The following is a 19,385-nucleotide window of genomic DNA, read 5'->3' as shown; positions in this document are numbered from 1 at the left end:
TGGAGGTTCTCAGGCTGGCTATGCAATAGTAATGGTGGTGGTCACTAGGCCCACAACGAGCAGCGTCCGTTGCCGGACCGCTGCGCATCGCCGCTGCCTAGAGCACGTCGCGCCAGGAGTGTTGCGGTGCAAAGCCGACCAGTCGTTTGGCCTTGTTATTGGCATAGAACGTCTCATTGGGACCCATGTCGCGCTTTTGCGGCACGCCCCGATAGAAACGTTCGATAACAGCCTGATTGCTAATGCCGACCGACAGATCGTCGTTTGAGACATTAAAAACTTCATAGCCTAGGCCATCGGTTTTAAGACAACAGTCGACCATATGACCGAGGTCACGGGCGTCGATGTAGGCAAAGATATTGCGCCGGCGCAGCTCAGGCTGGTCTAAGAAGGCGGGGAAATTGGTCGCGTATTCGTGCGGCTCAATCACATTGTTAATGCGCAAGCCGTAAATATCAAAACCGCTCCGGGCTTGAAACGAGCGGGCGGTGATCTCGTTAACCACCTTCGACATGGCATAGCTGTCTTGCGGAATCGTCGGGTGATCTTCATCGATGGGAATGTAGTCGGGTTTTTTATCACCATCGGCAAAGCAGATGCCGTAGGTCGTTTCCGAGGAGGCAAAGATGACTTTGCGAATGCCCAACTTAACGGCCGCGTCGAGCACGTTATAGGTGCTTAGCGTATTGATGCGATAGGTTTCGTTGTCGGGCCGAATCAGAATGCATGGGATCGCGGCAAAGTGCACGACCGCATCATAGCTCGGCACGCCGGTGCCGGATTCAAGCTCATCAAAACCGGCATAGGCGTGCAGGGCGTTGAAGACTTGGCCCGCATCGGTGAGATCAACTCGTAGCGAATCAACGCCAGGCAGATCAAGCGGCATTAGGTCCGCATTGGTGACACGGTGGCCCTGCTCGAGTAAATGCGCGATCGCATGTTTGCCGGCCTTGCCACTGCCGCCGGTGAATAAGATTCGCATGGCTTGATTCCTGAGCGACTGAAAGAGGTGTCTAGAATAGACCTACAGCCGCATTTTGACCACGTTAATCCTGCCCATCTTTAGTCGAAACCTAGGGCGGTGTTGTCGAGAACCTAGGTGACCTGTCGGCCATAGAGGCGAGGAGGGCCTGCAAGGTGTTTAAGGTTGATCTGGGTCGATGGCATTGGCGCAATAGTTGGGCTACCTTTTAGTCGCTATTGGATAAAAATACAAAATAGTCTTAGGCTATCGATGAAATATATTTAATAGTAAAAAAATATCAAATAGAGGAAGGGAGCTTGTACTATCACTGCGACATTCGGTCGGACTGGTAGAGGATGTTTTTTTAAACACGAAACAGGAGATTAACCGATGTCAGAATCCAAGTGTCCGGTGATGCACGGTGGTGCCACAGTAAGCCGTACGTCAAACGTTGAATGGTGGCCTAAGGCGCTCAACCTAGACATTCTGCACCAACATGATACTAAGACCAACCCGATGGGCGCCGCTTTTAACTATCGGCACGAGGTCACCAAACTCGATACAACCGCCTTAAAGCAAGACCTACACGCCTTGATGACCAGCAGCCAAGATTGGTGGCCGTCAGATTGGGGCCATTACGGTGGCCTGATGATTCGTATGTCCTGGCATGCGGCCGGGACCTACCGCAGCGCCGACGGTCGAGGCGGAGCCGGAACCGGCAACCAACGCTTTGCGCCGCTTAATTCTTGGCCGGATAACGTCAACCTAGATAAGGCGCGTCGTTTGCTCTGGCCAATTAAGAAAAAATACGGCAACAAGCTCAGCTGGGCCGATTTGATTGCCTATGCCGGTACCATGGCCTATGAGTCTATGGGTCTGAAGACCTTCGGCTTCGCCTTCGGCCGGGCGGATATTTGGCATCCAGAAAAGGACATCTATTGGGGTGCCGAAAAAGCATGGCTTGCCCCAACCGATAATCCCGATAGCCGCTACTCGGGCGACCGTAATCTCGTCAACCCACTCGCCGCGGTGATGATGGGTCTGATCTATGTCAATCCAGAAGGCGTGGACGGTAATCCGGATCCGCTCAAGACCGCTCAAGACGTGCGCGCCACCTTTGCCCGCATGGCCATGAACGATGAAGAAACCGTGGCCTTAACGGCTGGCGGTCACACCGTTGGCAAGGCGCACGGTAACGGCAGTCCGGATCTATTGGGACCGGAACCAGAAGGCGCGGGTATCGATGATCAGGGCCTGGGTTGGTTAAACAAGACCACTCGCGGCGTGGGTCGCGACACCCTGTCCAGCGGTATTGAAGGCGCTTGGACGACGCACCCAACCGAATGGGACAACGGCTATTTCGACCTGTTGCTCAACTATGAGTGGGAACTGAAAAAGAGCCCAGCCGGTGCTTGGCAGTGGCAACCGATCAACATTAAAGAGCAAGACATGCCGGTGGATGTGGAAGATCCGTCGATCCGCTGCAACCCGATCATGACCGATGCCGATATGGCCCTGAAGATGGACCCGGAATATCGTAAGATCTCGGAACGCTTCTACCAAGATCCAGGCCACTTCGCCGATGTCTTCGCACGCGCTTGGTTTAAGTTGACGCACCGCGATATGGGCCCCAAGGCCCGTTACATCGGTCCGGATGTGCCCAGTGAGGATCTTATTTGGCAAGATCCGGTGCCCGCCGGTCGAGTCGACTTCGATGTCCAGGCCGTGCAGGCCAAAATCGTGGCCAGCGGCCTGAGTATCGGCGAACTGGTGTCCACCGCCTGGGACAGCGCACGGACCTATCGCGGTTCGGACATGCGCGGCGGTGCCAACGGGGCTCGCATCCGGTTAGCGCCTCAGAAAGACTGGCCCGGCAACGAACCGGCACGCTTGACCAAGGTGCTCGCCGTGCTTGAACCGATAGCCAGCGAGTGCGGTGCCAGCGTGGCGGATGTTATCGTGCTCGCCGGGAACGTTGGTGTTGAACAGGCCGCCAAGGCCGCCGGCTTCCCAACCCAGGTGCCGTTTTCTCCCGGGCGCGGCGACGCTACCCAGGCGCTGACCGATGTCGACTCCTTTGAGGTCTTGCAACCCATCTTTGATGGTTACCGTAACTGGCTTGAACAGGACTACGCCGTGAGCGCGGAAGAGTTACTGCTCGAACGCACCCAACTGATGGGCCTAACGGCGCACGAGATGACCGTGCTGGTGGGCGGTATGCGCGTTCTGGGTACCAATCATGGCGGCAGCAAACACGGTGTGTTGACGGATCGTGAAGGCGCGTTGAGCAACGATTTTTTCGTGAACCTAACGGATATGAATTATCGCTGGGCGCCAACCGGAGATAATCTCTATGAAATCCGCGAGCGGGCAACGGACACCGTCAAGTGGACGGCGACCCGGGTCGATCTGGTGTTCGGGTCCAACTCGATACTGCGTGCTTATGCTGAGGTCTATGCCCAGGATGATAATCAAGAAAAGTTCGTTAAGGACTTTGTTGCCGCCTGGACCAAGGTGATGAACGCGGATCGCTTCGATCTAGCGTAAGTCCAGCCCACCCCGTGCCGGCAACATTTGCGGCGCGGGGCATCGATCTGGGTGCTTACCCACCTAGATCGATCCCCTAATTATTGCTTATCCCTTTTCTCCGGTCGGGCCCATTTCAGGCCAAATCTGCTACCGGGCACCCTGTGCAGCCTAGGTCGCATTGCTGACCAGCATTCGAGCGAATTATTGCGTGCAGCTCATCGCCTGCCTATAGTAGCCGCTCTTACCCCATTGGAACCTCCTATGCGCGTGCTGCACACCTCCGACTGGCATCTCGGCCGACAATTCCACAATGTCAGCCTGCTCGAGGATCAGCGCCATGTCTTGCACCAGCTGATTGAGCGCGTGCGCACCGAGGCCTGTGATGTGGTGTTGATCGCCGGCGATGTCTATGACCGGTCGGTGCCGCCGGCCGAAGCGGTCGCGCTGTTGAATGAGACGCTGTCGACTCTGTGCTTGGAGATGGGGGTTGCGGTGGTGATGATCAGTGGCAACCACGATGGGGCCGAGCGCTTGGGCTTTGGCGCCGATCTACTGCAGTCTGCCGGCCTGCATATTATCAGCGATCTGGACCATATCACTCGGCCGGTGGTGATTGAACGGGCCGGTCAGAGCGTGCACTTTTACGGTATTCCGTTCTGTACACCGGAGCGGGTCCGGCACCAGTTTCAGGTGCCGGTGCACAGCTTCGATGCGGCCCATAGCTATCTGGTGGATGAAATTCGCAAGCACCTTGCGCAAGACGCGCCGGGCACGATAAATGTATTGCTCAGTCATTGCTTTGTCGGCGGTGCGCTGGTCAGTGAGTCGGAGCGACCGCTGTCGATCGGCGGCGCCGATACGGTGAGTTGGCAGCCGATGACCGATTTCGACTATGTCGCGCTTGGCCATTTGCACGCACCGCAGTTTCGCGGTCAGGAGCAGATCCGCTATTGCGGTTCGCTGCTCAAATACAGCTTCTCCGAAGTGAGCCAGGACAAGGGCGTGGTTATTATCGATCTGCTTCCGGGCCAACCCGCCCAGATCCGCACCGAAGCCTTGGTCGCGCAACGCGGCATGCGCATCATCGAAGGGACGTTTGACACCATAGTGGCCGCTGCCTTTGACGACCCGCAGTCCGACGACTACCTGCTGATTCGCCTGACCGACAAGACCGCAATTCTCGATGCCATGGGCAAGTTACGCGGCCTCTACCCGAACCTACTGCATCTGGAAAAGCCCGGCGTGATGGTCGACAACCCGCTCGGGTCGCTGTCAAAAGAACAGCTCAAGCGCAGTGAATTCGAGCTCTTTGCCGACTTCTTTCAACAAACGCTGGGCGAGGCCATGCTACCGGCCCAAAGCGAGGCCTTGGCGCGGGTGATTGGCGCTCTGCATCAGAGCGAATCCCGGACGAGTGCGCCGGTTGAACCAGGCGGCGCAAGCGCGAGCCCAGGAGAGCCATCATGAAACCTATTCAGCTGTCGATCCAGGCCTTTGGTCCCTTTGCCGGGACCGAGCGGATCAACTTCCAGGCACTCGGTGTCAATCCGCTGTTTCTGATTAACGGCCCAACCGGCGCCGGCAAGAGCACCGTGCTCGATGCCATCTGTTTTGCCCTCTATGGCCAGAGTACTGGCAATGAACGCGAAGCCGTCTTTATGCGCTGCGATCTGTCCGCCCCCGACTTGGACACCGAGGTGGTGTTCGACTTCAGTCTGGCCGACCAGGTCTATCGCATTTACCGCCGGCCACAGCAGGAAGTGGCCAAGAAGGTCGGCGCGGGCACCACGCTGCGCGCGCCCAGTGGCTCGGTCTATCGTATCGCCGCGGCCGATTTTGTCGCGCCGTTCGATGAAAGCCAAGCCAGCCTCCTGGCGCTCAAGGGCATCAAGGAGATCAATGAATGGGTCAAAACCACTACCGGTCTGAGTGCCGAGCAGTTTCGCCAGGTGATGGTGTTGCCCCAGGGGCAATTTCGCAAGTTGCTCTTGGCCGACTCAGACGAGCGCGAGCAGATCTTCAGTCAGCTGTTTCAGACGCAAATTTTCAAACAGATCGAAGACCGGCTCAAAAGCGAGTCGGCCCAGTTGCGCAGCGAACGCAAAAGCCTGCGCGATCACGCCGAGGGGCTCTTGGCCTCGGTGCATCTGAGCGATGGTGAGAGCCTAGTCTTGCAGCTGGCCGAACTCGAACCGCGTTTCCTCGCCGAACAGGCGGCGTTTCAGCAGGCCGAGGTCGTGGCGGCCGCAGCCGCACAGGCCGTGGCGCAGGCCAATAGCCTGACCGATAAGTTTGCCCAATACGAGCGTTTGCAGCTTGAGCAGGCCGAGCTGATGGCCCAGGCCCCCAGCATGCAAGAGCAGGCCGTTCGTCTGCAGCAAGCCGAGGCGGCACGCGCCATTGCGCCCTATCAGCGGACATTGATTGACCAACAGGATCGATTGCTGCAGGAACAAGCAGCACAGCAGCAGCTCGGCGCTCAAATCGTACAGCTTAGTACAGACCAAACGCTGGCGCAGAGTCGATTCAGCGCGGCCGCGCAAGACTGGCAACACCTCGACGCCCATAAGGCCGAACTGTCGGCCTGGCAGGCGAAACAGCAAGGCCTGCAAGCCTTGACCGAACAGCTGGCCCAGATGCAGCGCGCTCAAGCCAATAGCGCCCAGGCCGTTCAGGCAGTAGGTCAGATAACCGATCGGCAACGGCTCCTGCAGGAACAGCGCGCGCAACTGGATGCATTGCAGCACGAGCAGGGCCGTCAACTGCAGCAACTGCCGCAGCTCAAGGTCGACCTGGAGCACTGCAAACGCCAGGGGCTATTGAAGAAGCAGTGGCACGATCTGCAAACCAGCCTGAGCGAGGGCCAGGAGCAACTCAGCCAAGACCAACTGCTGCTCGGCCAAGCCGAGCGCGCGGCAGAGCAGGCCGAACTCAGCGCCAAACAGACCGAGCTGGCCTGGCATCAGGGTCAGGCCGCGGAATTGGCGCGTCAGCTCAATGATGATCAAGCCTGTCTGGTCTGTGGCAGCCTGACGCATCCCAACCCGGCACACCTGGCCGCCGGGGCGGTGCTCACCACCAAGACCGAGCTGGATCGAGTGCGCGCCCTAGCCGGCCAAGCCCAGCAGGGCGTCGCGGCGGTGCAGGTTCGGGTAAAACAGCAGGCCTTTGCCCTGACGCAACAGCAGCAGCGGGCCGACGAACTGTGGGCCGAGATCGGCGCGCAGGCCGAGCAATCGATCGATTGGTTTCGGGCGCAATGGCACAGCCTCAACCAACAGATCCAACAGTTGCTGGTGGTGCAGCACAAGCAGCAGAGTGAACTGGCGCAGATCGAAGCGGGCGACAACGAGCGGCTCGAACTCGATGCCGCCCTGAGTCGGGCTACCCTAAACCGTGATCAATGTGTGCAGGTCGAGGCTGAATACCGTGCCGCGGTGCAGCAACTGGAACAGCAAATCCCTGAGGCGGACCGCGAGCCGGGTCGAGTAGCCGACCAACTGAATCGGCTGGCGCAGTTGATTGCACAGATCGACAGTCGCTATCTAAGCAGTCAACAAGCGTTGCAGGGCGTGCAGCGACAGTTGGTCAGTCAGCAGTCTCTGCAGGCCGATCGACTGAGCCGTATCGCAACCTTAACCACCGATATCGAGCAACGCCAACTGACCTGGGCTGCACAGCTGAGCCAGGCCGGCTTCGCCAGCGTGGCCTTGTTTCAGGCCGCTCTGCTCGAGGACGGCCCGCTCTCGGCATTGGTGGCCGAGCTCAAGGCCTATCATCAGCGCGTCGCCGAACTGACCGGCCGCATGGCCCAAAGCGAAGGAGAACTGGCGCAGCACAGCCGACCCGATCTGCCGGCCTTAGCGCAGGCACTCGAGGCCGCCGATGCGCAGAAGAATCTGGCTCGCCAAGGTTTGAGCGCGACCACCAGCGAGCGCGACTCACTGCTGCGGGTCAGTAAGTTGTTGCAGAAAAACCAAGGGGACTTGGCGCAAGTTGAGGCCGATTACCGCATTTACGGCACCCTGTCGGATGTCGCCAGTGGTCAAAGCGGCAATCGTATTAGCCTGCAACGCTTTGTGCTTGGGGTCTTGCTGGACGATGTTCTGCGCGAGGCCAGCCAGCGCTTGCAGCTGATGAGCAAGGGCCGCTATATTCTCAAACGCAAACTGGAGCGCAGCAAGGGCAATAAGACCTCGGGTCTGGAACTGGAGATTGAAGACGCTTACTCCAGCGCCACTCGGCCGGCCAATACCCTGTCCGGGGGTGAGTCCTTTATGGCGGCACTGGCCTTAGCGCTGGGCTTATCCGACGTGGTGCAGAGCTATTCCGGTGGCATTCGCCTGGAGACGTTGTTTATCGACGAGGGCTTTGGCTCGCTGGATATGGAATCGCTCGAACTGGCCGTGCAAACCCTGATTGACCTGCGTAAAACCGGGCGCACCATCGGGGTGATTTCACACGTCAGCGAGATGCGCGAACAGATGCAACTGCGCATCGATATAGAGCCGTCGCCACTGGGCAGCCGGATTGCTGTAGTGGGGGTTTTATGATCGATGGGTGTCTTTTGCATGCCAGTGGGAGTCTTTTGAATGGTCGCTAAACGCGGCCGGCTCGATCGGTTTATCAGCAAGGCCTGTCAAATCAGTCTGCGCCAAGTCAAGCCATTGCTGGCCCAAGGGCAGATTTGTGTCGACGGTCAGTGGGTATCCGATGCCGCGCTGCAGATCGATAGTTTCTCTACTATCAGCTGCCAGGGGCAGCTGTTGCAAGAGCGGCAGCGAGTCTACCGGATGCTGCACAAGCCGGTCGGCGTGGTCAGTGCCACCGAGGACCCGATTCACCGCACGGTTCTGGATTTGATCGACGGCCCAGCCATCCCCGGCCTGCACCTGGCCGGCCGCCTCGACCTGAACTCCACCGGTTTGATGTTGCTGACCAACGACGGTCGCTGGTCGAAGCGGCTCAGCGCGCCGGAGACCAAGGTCGCCAAGCACTATCGGGTCGGGGTGACTCATCCGATCACGCCGGACTATATTCAGGCCTTTGCCGCCGGCATGTACTTTGAATTCGAAGACAGCACCACGGCCCCGGTGATCCTGACCATCGTCGCCGATCGCGTCGCCGATCTGGTGTTGACCGAGGGCAAGTACCACCAAATTAAACGGATGTTTGGCCGCATGGGCAATCCGGTGCTGAGCCTGCATCGGTTCCGCATCGGGGGGCTCTATCTGAACGGCGGCCCGGACGCTGACCGGACCAGTCCGCTGGCAACGGATCTCGCCGAAGGCCAATGGCGCGACTTGACAGCGTCCGAGTTGGGCCTGTTTGTGGATTGAATTTGGCGCCCCAGGGAGTAGGCTCGGGGCGCATTAATCAACAGTTAGGATGGCCATAATGAGAATTGAACTCGCCAATAATGTTGCCCTGGAACCGCTCAGCGCGGCGCATAGCCAACGGCTCTATGATTTGACCGAGGCCAATCGCGCGCATCTGCGCCAATGGTTGCCATGGTTGGATCATATTCAATCCCTGCAAGATAGCGCCGCCTTCGTGCAATCGGTGGGCCAACAAAGCACCCGCGACGGGGTGCCGAACGTTGCCTTGTTTCATCACAATAAACTGTGCGGAGTCGCCGGTTTTCATGCGGTGAAAAAAATGCATGGCTCGGCCTCGATCGGCTATTGGCTGGCGCAAGGCAGCAGCGGGCAGGGCGTGGTCAGCACCGCGGTGCGGGAACTATTGCGCATCGGCTTTAGCGAGTTAAAGTTCAATAAGATTGAAATTCACTGTGCGGTACACAATCACAAAAGCCGGGCGATTCCGGAGCGTCTGGGCTTTCAATACGAGGGCAGTCTGCGCCAGTGCGAGTGGCTCTACACGCACTTTGTCGATCACGCCATCTATTCGCTACTGGCATCGGAATACTCGGCCTAGAGATTCTCGGTCGAGCCTTATCGACCGCCGTGGTTGGTCTTGTTATTGGTGTCGCGACTGGTTTGGATTAGGCGATCGCCACCCGGGACTAAATTTAGTTTAGCGGCCCGATCATAAAGCACAATATTCACCGTCGCGGCTAAATTCAGGCAGCCGATGGTGGGGATGTAAACGACTGCATCGGCCTGGTCGATTACGGCTTGGCTGAGCGAGCCATCTTCCGGTCCAAAGATATAGAGTGCCCGCTCCGGGTGCACAAAATCCCCCAAGGCCGTGGCGCCCTCAATCAGATCGACACAGACTCGGGTCAGCGGCGCGCTGGGTGCGGAAAAAAAATCCTCGACATGGGTCAATGGGATCCTATTGTGCACGCCCTTGGTGTCGGTCTGGAACTTCTTGGCCATATCGTAGCGGGTGCCACTGTAGAGCACCTCGTCGACACCGAAACAGCCTGCTGCGCGCAACACCGAGCCGACATTGGTAGGGCTTTTGGGGTTGGTTAGGGCAACCAGGGTTAGGCTTTGGGTCATGCGGTAAACCTTTGCTCGCGATCGGTTGGGCAGTATAGCTAAAGCAGGCGATGGGAACAGGGTCGCGGGCCAAGATTTGACTAAAAAGAATATTCTGACTAAATTTTGATCTGCCTCTTCGGACTGCTCGTAAAATTAACTTCGGCACGGAAGTGAGCAGATAGCGTCGCGCTCACCGGTTGTTTCCCTGCCTAAACTCGATTAAACCCTGTTCCCTGAAACGGAGTGAGAAACATGACCTTAACACGATCCCTGCAACCTATCCCGGTAACCACCAATGACAACTCAGTGGCACGGCCCATCCCGCAAGAAGCCTTTAACTGGTACGACGAATACGCCCACGGTCTGATCGATCGGCGCACCTTTATGGCACGGCTGGCGGGCCTTACGGCACTGGGTTTCAGTATGAGCGTGCTGACCGCGGCACTGATGCCGAACTACGCCGCGGCCGAACAGGTTTCGTTTAATGACGCCAGTATCAAGGCAACCTACACCAAGTTCGCCTCACCGAAGGGCTATGGCGAGTGCCAGGGCTATTTGGTTACGCCGAAAGAGCTGAACGGCACCGCGCCAGTGGTCTTGGTGATACATGAAAACCGTGGCCTGAATCCTTACATAAAGGATGTCGCCCGCCGCTTGGCCATGCTCGGTTTTATCGCCTTTGCACCGGATGCCCTTTATCCACTGGGCGGCTATCCCGGCAATGATGATGAGGGTAGAGCGATGCAAGGCTCACTCGATAAAGCCAAGTTGGAAGAAGACTTTATTGCCGCGGCCCTGTTCCTCAAAAATCATGAGCTCAGTAATGGCAAACTCGGCGCGGTGGGCTTCTGCTACGGCGGCTATGTGGTCAATATGTTGGCCGCAGCGCTGCCCGATGATTTGAACGCCGGTGCGCCCTTCTATGGCACACCGCCGGCCGAGGCGCTGCGCAGTCGCGTAAAGGCCCCGTTGAGTCTGCATTTTGCCGCCTTGGACAATCGAGTCAATGGCTCTTGGCCTGCTTATGAAGAGGCTCTGAAAGCCAATGGCGTCGACTATAACGCCTATATATACGACGGCGTGAACCATGGTTTTCATAACGACTCGACCGGCCGCTATGCCGAAGCCGAGGCGGAATTGGCCTGGCAACGCACGGTTGATTTTTTTAAAGCTCAGCTCAGCTGAGTAGGGTTCCCCTGAATCCAGTTGGCCGTGCAAGCGGCCGTTTTTTTGTCCGCGACCGGGACTCAAGGTACACTGGTATTTGGTTTTTTTTGCTGTAGGGCTCTATGGAAACGGTCGCAATTTTAGTCGACGTGCAAAACGTCTATTACACCACGCGCAGCGCCTATCGGAAAAACTTTGATTACAACGGCTTCTGGGCCGCCGCCACGACCAATCGTCAGGTAGTCGGGGCCTATGCCTATGCCGTCGACCGGGGCGACGAGAAGCAACGCCAGTTTCAAAATATTTTGCGCGCCATCGGTTTTGAGGTAAAGCTTAAGCCCTTTATTCAACGGGCCGATGGTTCAGCCAAGGGCGACTGGGATGTCGGTATTACCATCGACGCGCTCGAGGCGGCGGCACAGGCCGATATCGTGGTGCTGGTCTCCGGTGATGGCGACTTTGCCATTCTGGTCGACAAGATCCGCCAGAGCCATGGTAAAACGGTTGAGGTCTATGGTGTGCCCAAGCTCACCGCCAAGGCCCTGATGGACGCCGCCAACCGTTTTATCGCCATCGATGAGGCTCTGTTGCTGGGCTAGGGCTCTGCTGCCAGGGTAAGTTGTATTGTTAGCTTTTAGAGCAAATTTTTGGCGCTATTGGTCCGCCCTCTGCGGGGCAGTTGGTCGTCTATATCTGTATTATCATCGCCGAGGAGAACGAGATGAGCACGGAATTAGTTCGAGTGGATTACCATAACAGCGCACAGGCGAGCGATCTAATCAGGCTGCTCAACGACTATGCCTGCGATCCAATGGGTGGCGCTGAAGACTTATCGGCTCACAGCCAAAACCATCTAGTGGATGCGCTGCGGGACTTTCCGGGCGCCTTCAGCATCCTTTGCTATGTCGATGGCGTGGCGGCGGGCCTGACCAATTGCTTTACCGGCTTTTCGACCTTTAAATGTAAACCCCTGGTGAATGTTCACGATATGACGGTGGGCAGTGCATTTCGTGGCTTGGGCTTGAGTCAGCTGTTGCTCGCCGAAGTCGAAGTCATCGCGCGTGAACGCGGCTGTTGCAAGGTCACCTTGGAGGTACTGAGCGGCAATCAGGTGGCCAAAAATGCCTACCTTAAGTTTGGTTATGAAGGCTATGCCCTCGACCCCAGCATAGGCCATGCCGAGTTTTGGCAGAAGAGCCTGTAAGTTCAAGGGGCGATCATCAGACAAAAAAAACCCCGCGGCTGCGGGATTTTTTATTGGCTGGCTATTGGCTTGATCAGGCACCGTGTTGATTAGGATCGATGTTGATCAGGACCGCTGTTGATTAGGCCAAGGGACCGATGCCGACCTTGCTGCGGATCTCACGCAGGAATGGGCTGGCATAGAGACGGGCCTTATCGGCACCGGTCTGCAATAATCGATCGAGTTGAATCGGATCGGCCATCAGTCGGTTGTATTCCTGGCGCTTGTCCTTGAGCTCCTCGTTTAAAAACTCAAACAGGAACTGCTTCATCTCGCCCCAACCGATGCCATCGGCATAGCGTTGACGCAAGGCCGCTTGCTCGGCTGGGCCAGTAAAGGCCGAGTAGATGGCAAACAGAGTACAGCCATTCGGATCTTTCGGCTCACCGGGCATCAGACTGTTGGTTTGCACCTTATTGATCAACTTACGGAATTTCTTTTCGTCTTCGAATAACGGGATGGTATTGCCATAGCTCTTGGACATCTTGCGACCGTCCAGGCCAGGAATAATCATCGCCGTTTCATCGATCACCGCCTCGGGCAGGCTGAAGGTCTCGCCGTAGAGATGATTAAAGCGCTGGGCAATATCACGCGCCATTTCGATGTGCTGGCCCTGGTCTTTGCCGACCGGTATTTTCTGGCCATTGAACATCAGGATGTCGGCCGTCATCAGGATCGGGTAACTGAACAGACCCATCTCGATACCCTTGTCGGCATCAGCTTCGCTGCCCGACAAATTATCCTGCACCGCGGCCTTATAGGCATGCGCTCGATTCATCAGGCCCTTGGCGGTGATGGTGGTCAGAATCCAGCACAACTCGAGTATTTCGGGGACATCGCTTTGGCGGTAAAAGGTCACCCGATTCGGGTCCAGGCCGGTGGCCAACCAGGTGGCCGCAATCGAGCGCGCGGACTCACGGATCAGCGCCGGTTCATGGCTTTTAATCAGGGCGTGGTAGTCGGCTAAAAAAAGAAAGGACTCGGCATTGGCGCTTTGGCTGGCCAAGATAGCAGGGCGTATGGCGCCGGCGTAGTTACCCAGGTGGGGGTTGCCGGTGGCGGTAATACCCGTTAGTACACGTGTTGTTGTCATGTTGGTTTCGTCTAATCAGTAAGGCCTATGCCCAGCACTGTACTATAAGCGACAAGTGCCGGGCAACTGGCGGAAACAATAAAAAAGGCCGGTCTAAGACCGGCCTTCGGCTCTGCAATGGCGCGCCTGACTAAGGTTTTTCGTCGGCTTCGTTGCCTTCATCTTTAAGCCAGCTGGGCACCTCATCCTGATCGACTTGCTCGCGCTCTTGCGGGATCAAATCCTCTTTCGAGATGTTCATTAGCATCAGGATGTTGGCGGCGACATAGATTGACGAGTAGGTACCGATCGCCACGCCGACGATTAAGGCGATGGCGAAAGCAAAGATCATCTCACCGCCGAGCACCGCCAAGGCGAGTAGCACCAAGACCGTGGTGAAGGAGGTGATAATGGTTCGGCCCAGCGTTTGCGTCAGCGAAATATTGATCAGGTACGAGATATCGTTACTGCGCAAGGTCTGAAAGCTTTCGCGGATCCGGTCAGAGACCACAATGGTATCGTTCAACGAGTACCCGATCACAGCCAACACCGCGGCGAGCACCGTGAGGTCGAACGCCATCTGGGTCAGGGAGAAAAACCCGAGCACAATCAGCACATCGTGTACCAAGGCGACCACGGCGCCGATGGCAAACTTAAATTGGAAACGAAAGGCGATATAGAGCATCACCAAGCCCAAGGCGACCAGCATGCCGATGCCGCCCTGGTTGGCCAGTTCTTCACCGACCTGAGGGCCGACAAATTCGTTGCGGCGCAAGCTGACGTCGTCGCGCATGGCTTGCACCAAGCTGAGAACTTCCTCACCCAGAGCCGGGTTGTTGTCTTCCTGCATGCGGATGAGCACATCGGTGTTATTGCCGAAATACTGCGCCGCGACATCTTTGTAGCCCGCATCGACCAGGGTAGAGCGGATCAGTTCAACATCCACACTGCGTTCAAAGCCCAATTCAATCTGCGCGCCACCGGTGAAATCGAGGCCGAAATTGAGGCCGCGGGTCGCCAGAGATAGCACCGAGACCAGCAATAGGACGGCGGACAGAAACAGGGCTATTTTGCGTTTACCCATAAAGTCGAGCACTTTCACTTCAGACATACTGGTCTCCTTAAATGGGTAACTTGGTGACAACTCGGCCGCCATAGACCAGATTGGTCAGGCCGCGGGTTAGCATAATGGCGGTAAACATCGAGGTAATAATACCGACCGAGAGGGTCACGGCGAAGCCCTTGACTGAACCGGTGCCGATGGCGTAGAGGATCACGGCAACGATCAGAGTGGTGATGTTGGCATCCAGAATGGTCACAAAGGCGCGGTTGTAACCGGCGTCGATGGCGGTCTGGATCGGTCGGCCGAGGGCGAGTTCCTCTTTAATGCGCGAGAAGATCAACACGTTGGCGTCGACCGCCATACCGACCGTTAAGACGATGCCGGCAATGCCGGGCAGGGTCAGGGTGGCACCGAGGATCGACATAACCGCGGTCACCAAGATCAGGTTAACCGAGAGCGCGACGCTGGCAAAGACGCCAAAGACCTTATAAAAACCAATCATAAAGAGTATGACCAAGCCAAAGCCGATCACCACGCTCTCCAAACCCTTAGCGATGTTTTCAGCACCCAGGCTCGGGCCCACCGTGCGTTCCTCCACAAAGGTCATCGGTGCGGCCAGGGCGCCGGCGCGCAACAGCAGCGCCAGTTCCGAGGCTTCTTCCGGACTATCGAGGCCGGTGACCTGGAAGTTGGACGAGAAGATGCCCTGAATGGTCGCCAGCGAAATGATTTCGCGTACTTCAAAATTACGATATTGCGGCACCTGCTCACCGTTGATGGTCTCATAGCCGAGCAGCTCAGACTTCTGTTCGATAAAGACCACGCCCATCGGTTGCTTAAGATTGTTCTTGGTGGTCTCGCCCATGCGCGCGCCGCCGGCGCTGTTAAGCGTGACCGAAACGGCCGCGGTACCATTCTCGTCGAATGTGGTTGAGGCATTGGTGACGCTGTCGCCGGTCACAATTATGTCTTTTTCCAGCATGACCGTGCGGCTGCTATCTTTAAAGGTAAAGAGGTCACCATTACCGTCTTTGGATTGCAGACGGTATTCCAAGTTAGCGGACTTGCCCAAAATGGTTTTGGCGCTGGCGGTATCTTGCACGCCGGGTAATTCAACCACAATTCGGTTACGACCCTGACGCTGAACCAGTGGCTCGGCGACGCCAATCTCATTGACTCGGTTGCTCAGCGTGGTTTGGTTTTGCTTAATCGCATAGTCTTCCATGGCGCTGATGGCCGTTTCGGTCAAGACCAGATTGAGCGAGGGTAACTCACGTACCTCGGTATCGGAATAGAGGAACTCGGGGACGTTACGCTTCAACCAAGTCTTGGCTTGATCGCGGAAGGCGCTGTCGACCAGAACCACTTGGAGACTGTCACTGCCGGTCACATTGACGGCGCGATAGCGGATACCCTCTTCACGCAAGCTGCGCTTGATGTCCGCTTCAAAGTTGGCCAAGCGATTGCCGATGTACTTGTCCATGTCCACTTCCATCAGGAAATGCACACCACCGGACAGGTCTAGGCCCAAGGCCATGGGTTTGCCGCCGAGCACCGAGAGCCATTGGGGCGTCGTCGGGGCCAGGTTCAGGGCGATTATATAGTCACTGCCCAGGCCAACCTGCAAGGCGGCCTTAGCGAGCAGTTGATCTTCATTGCTGTTGACGCGGATAAGCAGCGATTGAGCCTGCACATCGGCACCGAAATATTGGATTTGCGCTGCATCTAAGGCCGCAGTGGCCTGTGCCAAGGTATTGTTGTTGACGATGACGCCCGCCTTGGTAGCACGTATTTGTACGGCTGGATCATTGGGGTACAGGTTGGGCAGGCTGTAGTAGACGCCAATGACCAAAATGAAGCCGATAATTAGATATTTCCACAACGGGTATTTATTTAGCATGGTGATTCCCTGGCCGATGAAGCAAAACACCCAGCGAGGCTGGGTGTTTGTCGATATTAGATAGCTTTGAGCGTGCCCTTAGGCAAGGTCGCGCTAATGGCGTGTTTTTGGAACGTTAAGCTGACGTTCGGTGCCACTTCAACCTGGATATAGTCGTCGGTTACCTTGGTGACCTTGCCGGCGATGCCAGCATTTGTGACCACTTCGTCACCCTTACCAATCGAGCTGAGCAGGTTTTTATGCTCTTTGGCACGCTTGGACTGTGGACGCCAAACCATAAACCAAAAGATCACAAAGAAAACACCTAACATAATTGGCAATTGCCAAGCGGGCTGTGCTGGGGTTTCGCCTGCGGCCAAGGCAGCAACAGGGATTAAAGCTAATACAAGTGCGACGAGCTTTTTCATGATGTACTCCAAGTAATGGGTTTGTTTTTTTTTAAAATTCTTCCCCGGTCCATCGAGCCGAACCGGGTGGGCCGGAACGCAGGTGCCGCTCCGAGAATCAATACAGGCCGTTGACAAAAAATCGGATAGTCGTCTTATGGTGTCAAAGCCGGCGTTTCCAAGCCACGCAGCTGATAAAAGCCCTCGACATAGGCATCGAGGCGATTTTCTTCTATTGCGCCGCGCAATTGTGCCATTAAACGCTGATAATATCGCAAGTTATGGATGGTATTGAGCTGTGCACCGAGCATTTCGCCACATTTATCCAGATGATAGAGGTACGCCTTGGTGAAATTGCGACAGGTATAGCAATCGCAGTCGGCGTCCAATGAGCTGGTATCGTGGCGATACTTGGCATTACGGATTTTGACCACACCATCGGTGACAAACAGATGGCCATTGCGGGCATTGCGCGTCGGCATTACACAGTCGAACATATCCACTCCGCGGCGCACGCCTTCAACCAGATCTTCCGGTTTGCCCACGCCCATAAGGTAGCGAGGCTTGTCGGCGGGCATCAGGGCGGGCAGGTAATCGAGTACCTGCATCATTTCTTCCTTGGGTTCGCCGACGCTCAGGCCGCCGATGGCATAGCCGTCGAAGCCGATCTCGGTTAAACCGGCCAAGCTGACTTCACGCAGATCGCGCAGCATACCGCCCTGGATAATACCAAAAAGCGCCGACGGGCTGTCGCCGTGGGCATCCTTGGAACGTTTGGCCCAACGCAGTGACAATTCCATCGATTTCTTCACTTCGGCATGGGTCGCCGGGAAGGGCGTGCACTCATCAAAGATCATTACGATATCGGAACCGAGCGCCTTCTGAACCGCCATGCTGCTCTCGGGCGTCATATGCACCTTGTCGCCGTTGACCGGCGACTGAAAGGTCACCCCATCCTCGGTAATCTTGCGCATCTTACCCAGGGAGAACACCTGAAAGCCACCGGAGTCGGTTAGGATGGGCTTGGACCAATTGGCAAAGTCGTGCAGATCGCCGTGGTCGCTGATCACCTCGGTGCCCGGCCGCAACATCAGATGAAAGGTGTTGCCGAGAATAATTTCCGCGCCGATGTCTTCTAAATCTCTTGGCGTCATGCCCTTAACGGTGCCATAGGTGCCGACCGGCATAAACGCGGGTGTTTGCACGTCACCCCGAGGAAAGCTCAAAGTACCCCGACGCGCTTTGCCATCGGTATTGTGCAGGGTGAAGGACATAAAGCTGGAATGGCTCATGCGGTGGCCTCGCTAGCTAAGGGCGGTAGGTTATGGGGGGTGACAAACATCGCATCGCCATAACTGAAAAAACGATACTGCTCGTGCACGGCTTCGGCATAGGCGGCCATCACCGCATCCTGCCCGGCAAAGGCGCTGACCAGCATAATCAAGGTCGATTTGGGTAAGTGAAAATTGGTTAACATGGCATCGACGGTCTTAAAGCGATAACCCGGGTAGATAAAGATGCGCGTGTCCCCGGTGAAGGGCTCAATAGCGCCAGAGCTCGAGGCACTCTCTAACGAACGGACACTGGTAGTCCCGATCGCGATCACCCGCTTACCCGCGGCCTGTGTGGCGCGAATCTGCTCAACCACGGCGAACGACACATCGACCCACTCCGCATGCATAATGTGGTCAGCCAACTGCTCGGTTTTAACCGGTGCAAAGGTGCCTGCACCGACATGCAGGGTAACAAAGGCTGTGTTGACACCCTTGTCGGCCAGTCGAGCCATCAGGGCATCATCAAAATGCAGCCCGGCCGTCGGCGCAGCCACGGCGCCTTTTTTGTCGGCATAGACGGTTTGGTAACGCTCACGGTCGGTGCTGTCATCGGCCCGTTCAAGATAGGGCGGCAATGGCATGTGGCCGTGTTGGTCGAGCAGATCGACCAGTGGCTCTGGGTTGCGGCACTCAATCTTAAACAGATTGTCATCGCGGCCGGTCACGACCAACTCGATGCCGCCTTCCATCAGCAGCTCGGTACCCACCTTGGAGCTCTTGTTGGCCCGAATATGCGCCAAGGCGGTGTGGCTGGAGGTCATCCGCTCAATCAGCACCTCGATCTTACCGCCGGAGGTCTTTTGGCCGAACAGCCGGGCCGGTATCACCCGGGTGTCGTTGAAGACCAAGAGATCGCCAGGCGATACCAGATCTTCAAACTGCGGAAAGCGCAGGTGTTGGCATTGACCGGTATCACCGGCCAGATGCAGCAGACGGCTGCCCGTGCGTTCGCTGGCCGGGTGGCGGGCGATCAAATTATCGGGTAATTCAAAGTCAAAATCGTTTAGGTGCATGCGGGCTTATCAGGGTACCAAAAAAGGCCGACCATTCTATCTGATTTGTCCGCCCGTCTCTATGGTGCAGGGCCATTCTTAGCGGCGATAATGACAGTCTGGCTTGCAAAACTAATGGACTGTTGTGCGCAGTAGGGTAAATGCGGTCATTCATTGATCAATAAGCAGTCAGCCGGTACCCAGTTCGGCCCCTAGGTCGAATTGCGCCTGTCGGGTACCGATTTCCTCAAAGTTGACTGTATATGGCGGGGATTCGCAGCCATAG

At 56.7% G+C, this 19,385-nt stretch carries 16 protein-coding genes; 8 read left to right on the top strand and 8 right to left on the bottom strand.

Annotated features, from left to right (window positions below; all coding sequences use genetic code 11):
* Window positions 1-97: 97 nt before the first annotated feature.
* Window positions 98-982 carry an NAD-dependent epimerase/dehydratase family protein gene (locus REIFOR_RS13840; RefSeq protein ID WP_100258124.1) on the bottom strand — a complete coding sequence of 295 codons (885 nt, stop codon included), beginning with the start codon at window positions 980-982 and terminating at the stop codon, window positions 98-100.
* A 372-nt stretch (window positions 983-1,354) separates the two neighbouring features.
* Between REIFOR_RS13840 and katG the strand changes: the two genes are divergently transcribed.
* The 5 genes from katG to REIFOR_RS13815 all read left to right on the top strand — a co-directional run bounded on the left by katG (window position 1,355) and on the right by REIFOR_RS13815 (window position 9,430).
* The gene (katG, locus tag REIFOR_RS13835; protein WP_100258123.1) at window positions 1,355-3,511 is read left to right on the top strand and encodes a catalase/peroxidase HPI; all 2,157 of its coding nucleotides are present in this window, start codon (window positions 1,355-1,357) and stop codon (window positions 3,509-3,511) included.
* Between the two features lie 243 nt (window positions 3,512-3,754).
* Window positions 3,755-4,960, top strand: coding sequence for an exonuclease SbcCD subunit D (locus tag REIFOR_RS13830; RefSeq protein ID WP_100258122.1), 1,206 nt, complete (start codon window positions 3,755-3,757; stop codon window positions 4,958-4,960).
* Window positions 4,957-8,046, top strand: coding sequence for an AAA family ATPase (locus REIFOR_RS13825; RefSeq protein WP_100258121.1), 3,090 nt, complete (start codon window positions 4,957-4,959; stop codon window positions 8,044-8,046). The genes REIFOR_RS13830 and REIFOR_RS13825 overlap by 4 nt, the downstream gene beginning before the upstream one ends.
* A gap of 39 nt (window positions 8,047-8,085) precedes the next feature.
* Window positions 8,086-8,832: a pseudouridine synthase gene (locus REIFOR_RS13820; protein WP_100258120.1), complete on the top strand. Its 747-nt coding sequence runs from the start codon at window positions 8,086-8,088 to the stop codon at window positions 8,830-8,832.
* Between the two features lie 58 nt (window positions 8,833-8,890).
* Entirely contained in the window at window positions 8,891-9,430 is a 540-nt protein-coding gene (locus REIFOR_RS13815; protein ID WP_100258119.1) for a GNAT family N-acetyltransferase, read from the top strand.
* A gap of 17 nt (window positions 9,431-9,447) precedes the next feature.
* Here the strand turns inward: REIFOR_RS13815 and REIFOR_RS13810 are convergent, their stop codons facing one another.
* Window positions 9,448-9,960: an RNA methyltransferase gene (locus REIFOR_RS13810; protein ID WP_100258118.1), complete on the bottom strand. Its 513-nt coding sequence runs from the start codon at window positions 9,958-9,960 to the stop codon at window positions 9,448-9,450.
* A gap of 234 nt (window positions 9,961-10,194) precedes the next feature.
* On the opposite strand from REIFOR_RS13810, the gene REIFOR_RS13805 reads away from it, so the two are divergent.
* The 3 genes from REIFOR_RS13805 to REIFOR_RS13795 all read left to right on the top strand — a co-directional run bounded on the left by REIFOR_RS13805 (window position 10,195) and on the right by REIFOR_RS13795 (window position 12,313).
* On the top strand, window positions 10,195-11,127 hold the full coding sequence (locus REIFOR_RS13805) for a dienelactone hydrolase family protein (protein ID WP_100258117.1): 933 nt from the start codon (window positions 10,195-10,197) through the stop codon (window positions 11,125-11,127).
* A gap of 104 nt (window positions 11,128-11,231) precedes the next feature.
* A complete protein-coding gene (locus REIFOR_RS13800; RefSeq protein WP_100258116.1) occupies window positions 11,232-11,708 on the top strand; it encodes a LabA-like NYN domain-containing protein in 477 nt (158 codons plus the stop codon).
* A 122-nt stretch (window positions 11,709-11,830) separates the two neighbouring features.
* Entirely contained in the window at window positions 11,831-12,313 is a 483-nt protein-coding gene (locus REIFOR_RS13795; RefSeq protein ID WP_100258797.1) for a GNAT family N-acetyltransferase, read from the top strand.
* Between the two features lie 121 nt (window positions 12,314-12,434).
* Here REIFOR_RS13795 and trpS read toward each other — a convergent pair whose 3' ends face one another.
* The 6 genes from trpS to queA all read right to left on the bottom strand — a co-directional run bounded on the left by trpS (window position 12,435) and on the right by queA (window position 19,120).
* Complete coding sequence (gene trpS, locus REIFOR_RS13790; protein WP_100258115.1) at window positions 12,435-13,445, bottom strand: tryptophan--tRNA ligase; 1,011 nt, start codon at window positions 13,443-13,445, stop codon at window positions 12,435-12,437.
* Window positions 13,446-13,575: 130 nt separating this feature from the next.
* On the bottom strand, window positions 13,576-14,535 hold the full coding sequence (gene secF / locus REIFOR_RS13785; RefSeq protein WP_100258114.1) for a protein translocase subunit SecF: 960 nt from the start codon (window positions 14,533-14,535) through the stop codon (window positions 13,576-13,578).
* 10 nt (window positions 14,536-14,545) lie between these two features.
* Window positions 14,546-16,387, bottom strand: coding sequence for a protein translocase subunit SecD (secD, locus tag REIFOR_RS13780; RefSeq protein WP_100258113.1), 1,842 nt, complete (start codon window positions 16,385-16,387; stop codon window positions 14,546-14,548).
* A gap of 56 nt (window positions 16,388-16,443) precedes the next feature.
* Window positions 16,444-16,794 (bottom strand): preprotein translocase subunit YajC, encoded by a 351-nt coding sequence (gene yajC, locus REIFOR_RS13775; protein ID WP_100258112.1) that lies wholly within the window; start codon window positions 16,792-16,794, stop codon window positions 16,444-16,446.
* Window positions 16,795-16,928: 134 nt separating this feature from the next.
* The gene (tgt, locus tag REIFOR_RS13770) at window positions 16,929-18,065 is read right to left on the bottom strand and encodes a tRNA guanosine(34) transglycosylase Tgt (RefSeq protein ID WP_405124663.1); all 1,137 of its coding nucleotides are present in this window, start codon (window positions 18,063-18,065) and stop codon (window positions 16,929-16,931) included.
* Window positions 18,062-19,120: a tRNA preQ1(34) S-adenosylmethionine ribosyltransferase-isomerase QueA gene (queA, locus tag REIFOR_RS13765; RefSeq protein WP_100258111.1), complete on the bottom strand. Its 1,059-nt coding sequence runs from the start codon at window positions 19,118-19,120 to the stop codon at window positions 18,062-18,064. Before queA ends, tgt begins: the two co-directional genes overlap by 4 nt.
* Window positions 19,121-19,385: the final 265 nt, after the last annotated feature.

It is taken from the genome of Reinekea forsetii (genome assembly GCF_002795845.1).
GTDB lineage: Bacteria > Pseudomonadota > Gammaproteobacteria > Pseudomonadales > Natronospirillaceae > Reinekea > Reinekea forsetii.
The sequence above is the reverse complement of the archived record's forward strand: the minus strand, read 5'-3'. Positions and strand labels throughout refer to the sequence as shown.

Bases quoted from the DNA above. Each gene is read 5' to 3' on its own strand.
- secF (WP_100258114.1), bottom strand. From the start codon at position 14,535: ATGTCTGAAGTGAAAGTGCTCGACTTTATGGGTAAACGCAAAATAGCC.
- tgt (WP_405124663.1), bottom strand. From the start codon at position 18,065: ATGAGCCATTCCAGCTTTATGTCCTTCACCCTGCACAATACCGATGGC.
- REIFOR_RS13825 (WP_100258121.1), top strand. From the start codon at position 4,957: ATGAAACCTATTCAGCTGTCGATCCAGGCCTTTGGTCCCTTTGCCGGG.
- queA (WP_100258111.1), bottom strand. From the start codon at position 19,120: ATGCACCTAAACGATTTTGACTTTGAATTACCCGATAATTTGATCGCC.
- REIFOR_RS13795 (WP_100258797.1), top strand. From the start codon at position 11,831: ATGAGCACGGAATTAGTTCGAGTGGATTACCATAACAGCGCACAGGCG.
- REIFOR_RS13810 (WP_100258118.1), bottom strand. From the start codon at position 9,960: ATGACCCAAAGCCTAACCCTGGTTGCCCTAACCAACCCCAAAAGCCCT.
- yajC (WP_100258112.1), bottom strand. From the start codon at position 16,794: ATGAAAAAGCTCGTCGCACTTGTATTAGCTTTAATCCCTGTTGCTGCC.
- katG (WP_100258123.1), top strand. From the start codon at position 1,355: ATGTCAGAATCCAAGTGTCCGGTGATGCACGGTGGTGCCACAGTAAGC.
- REIFOR_RS13840 (WP_100258124.1), bottom strand. From the start codon at position 982: ATGCGAATCTTATTCACCGGCGGCAGTGGCAAGGCCGGCAAACATGCG.
- REIFOR_RS13830 (WP_100258122.1), top strand. From the start codon at position 3,755: ATGCGCGTGCTGCACACCTCCGACTGGCATCTCGGCCGACAATTCCAC.
- REIFOR_RS13805 (WP_100258117.1), top strand. From the start codon at position 10,195: ATGACCTTAACACGATCCCTGCAACCTATCCCGGTAACCACCAATGAC.
- secD (WP_100258113.1), bottom strand. From the start codon at position 16,387: ATGCTAAATAAATACCCGTTGTGGAAATATCTAATTATCGGCTTCATT.
- REIFOR_RS13800 (WP_100258116.1), top strand. From the start codon at position 11,232: ATGGAAACGGTCGCAATTTTAGTCGACGTGCAAAACGTCTATTACACC.
- REIFOR_RS13815 (WP_100258119.1), top strand. From the start codon at position 8,891: ATGAGAATTGAACTCGCCAATAATGTTGCCCTGGAACCGCTCAGCGCG.
- trpS (WP_100258115.1), bottom strand. From the start codon at position 13,445: ATGACAACAACACGTGTACTAACGGGTATTACCGCCACCGGCAACCCC.
- REIFOR_RS13820 (WP_100258120.1), top strand. From the start codon at position 8,086: ATGGTCGCTAAACGCGGCCGGCTCGATCGGTTTATCAGCAAGGCCTGT.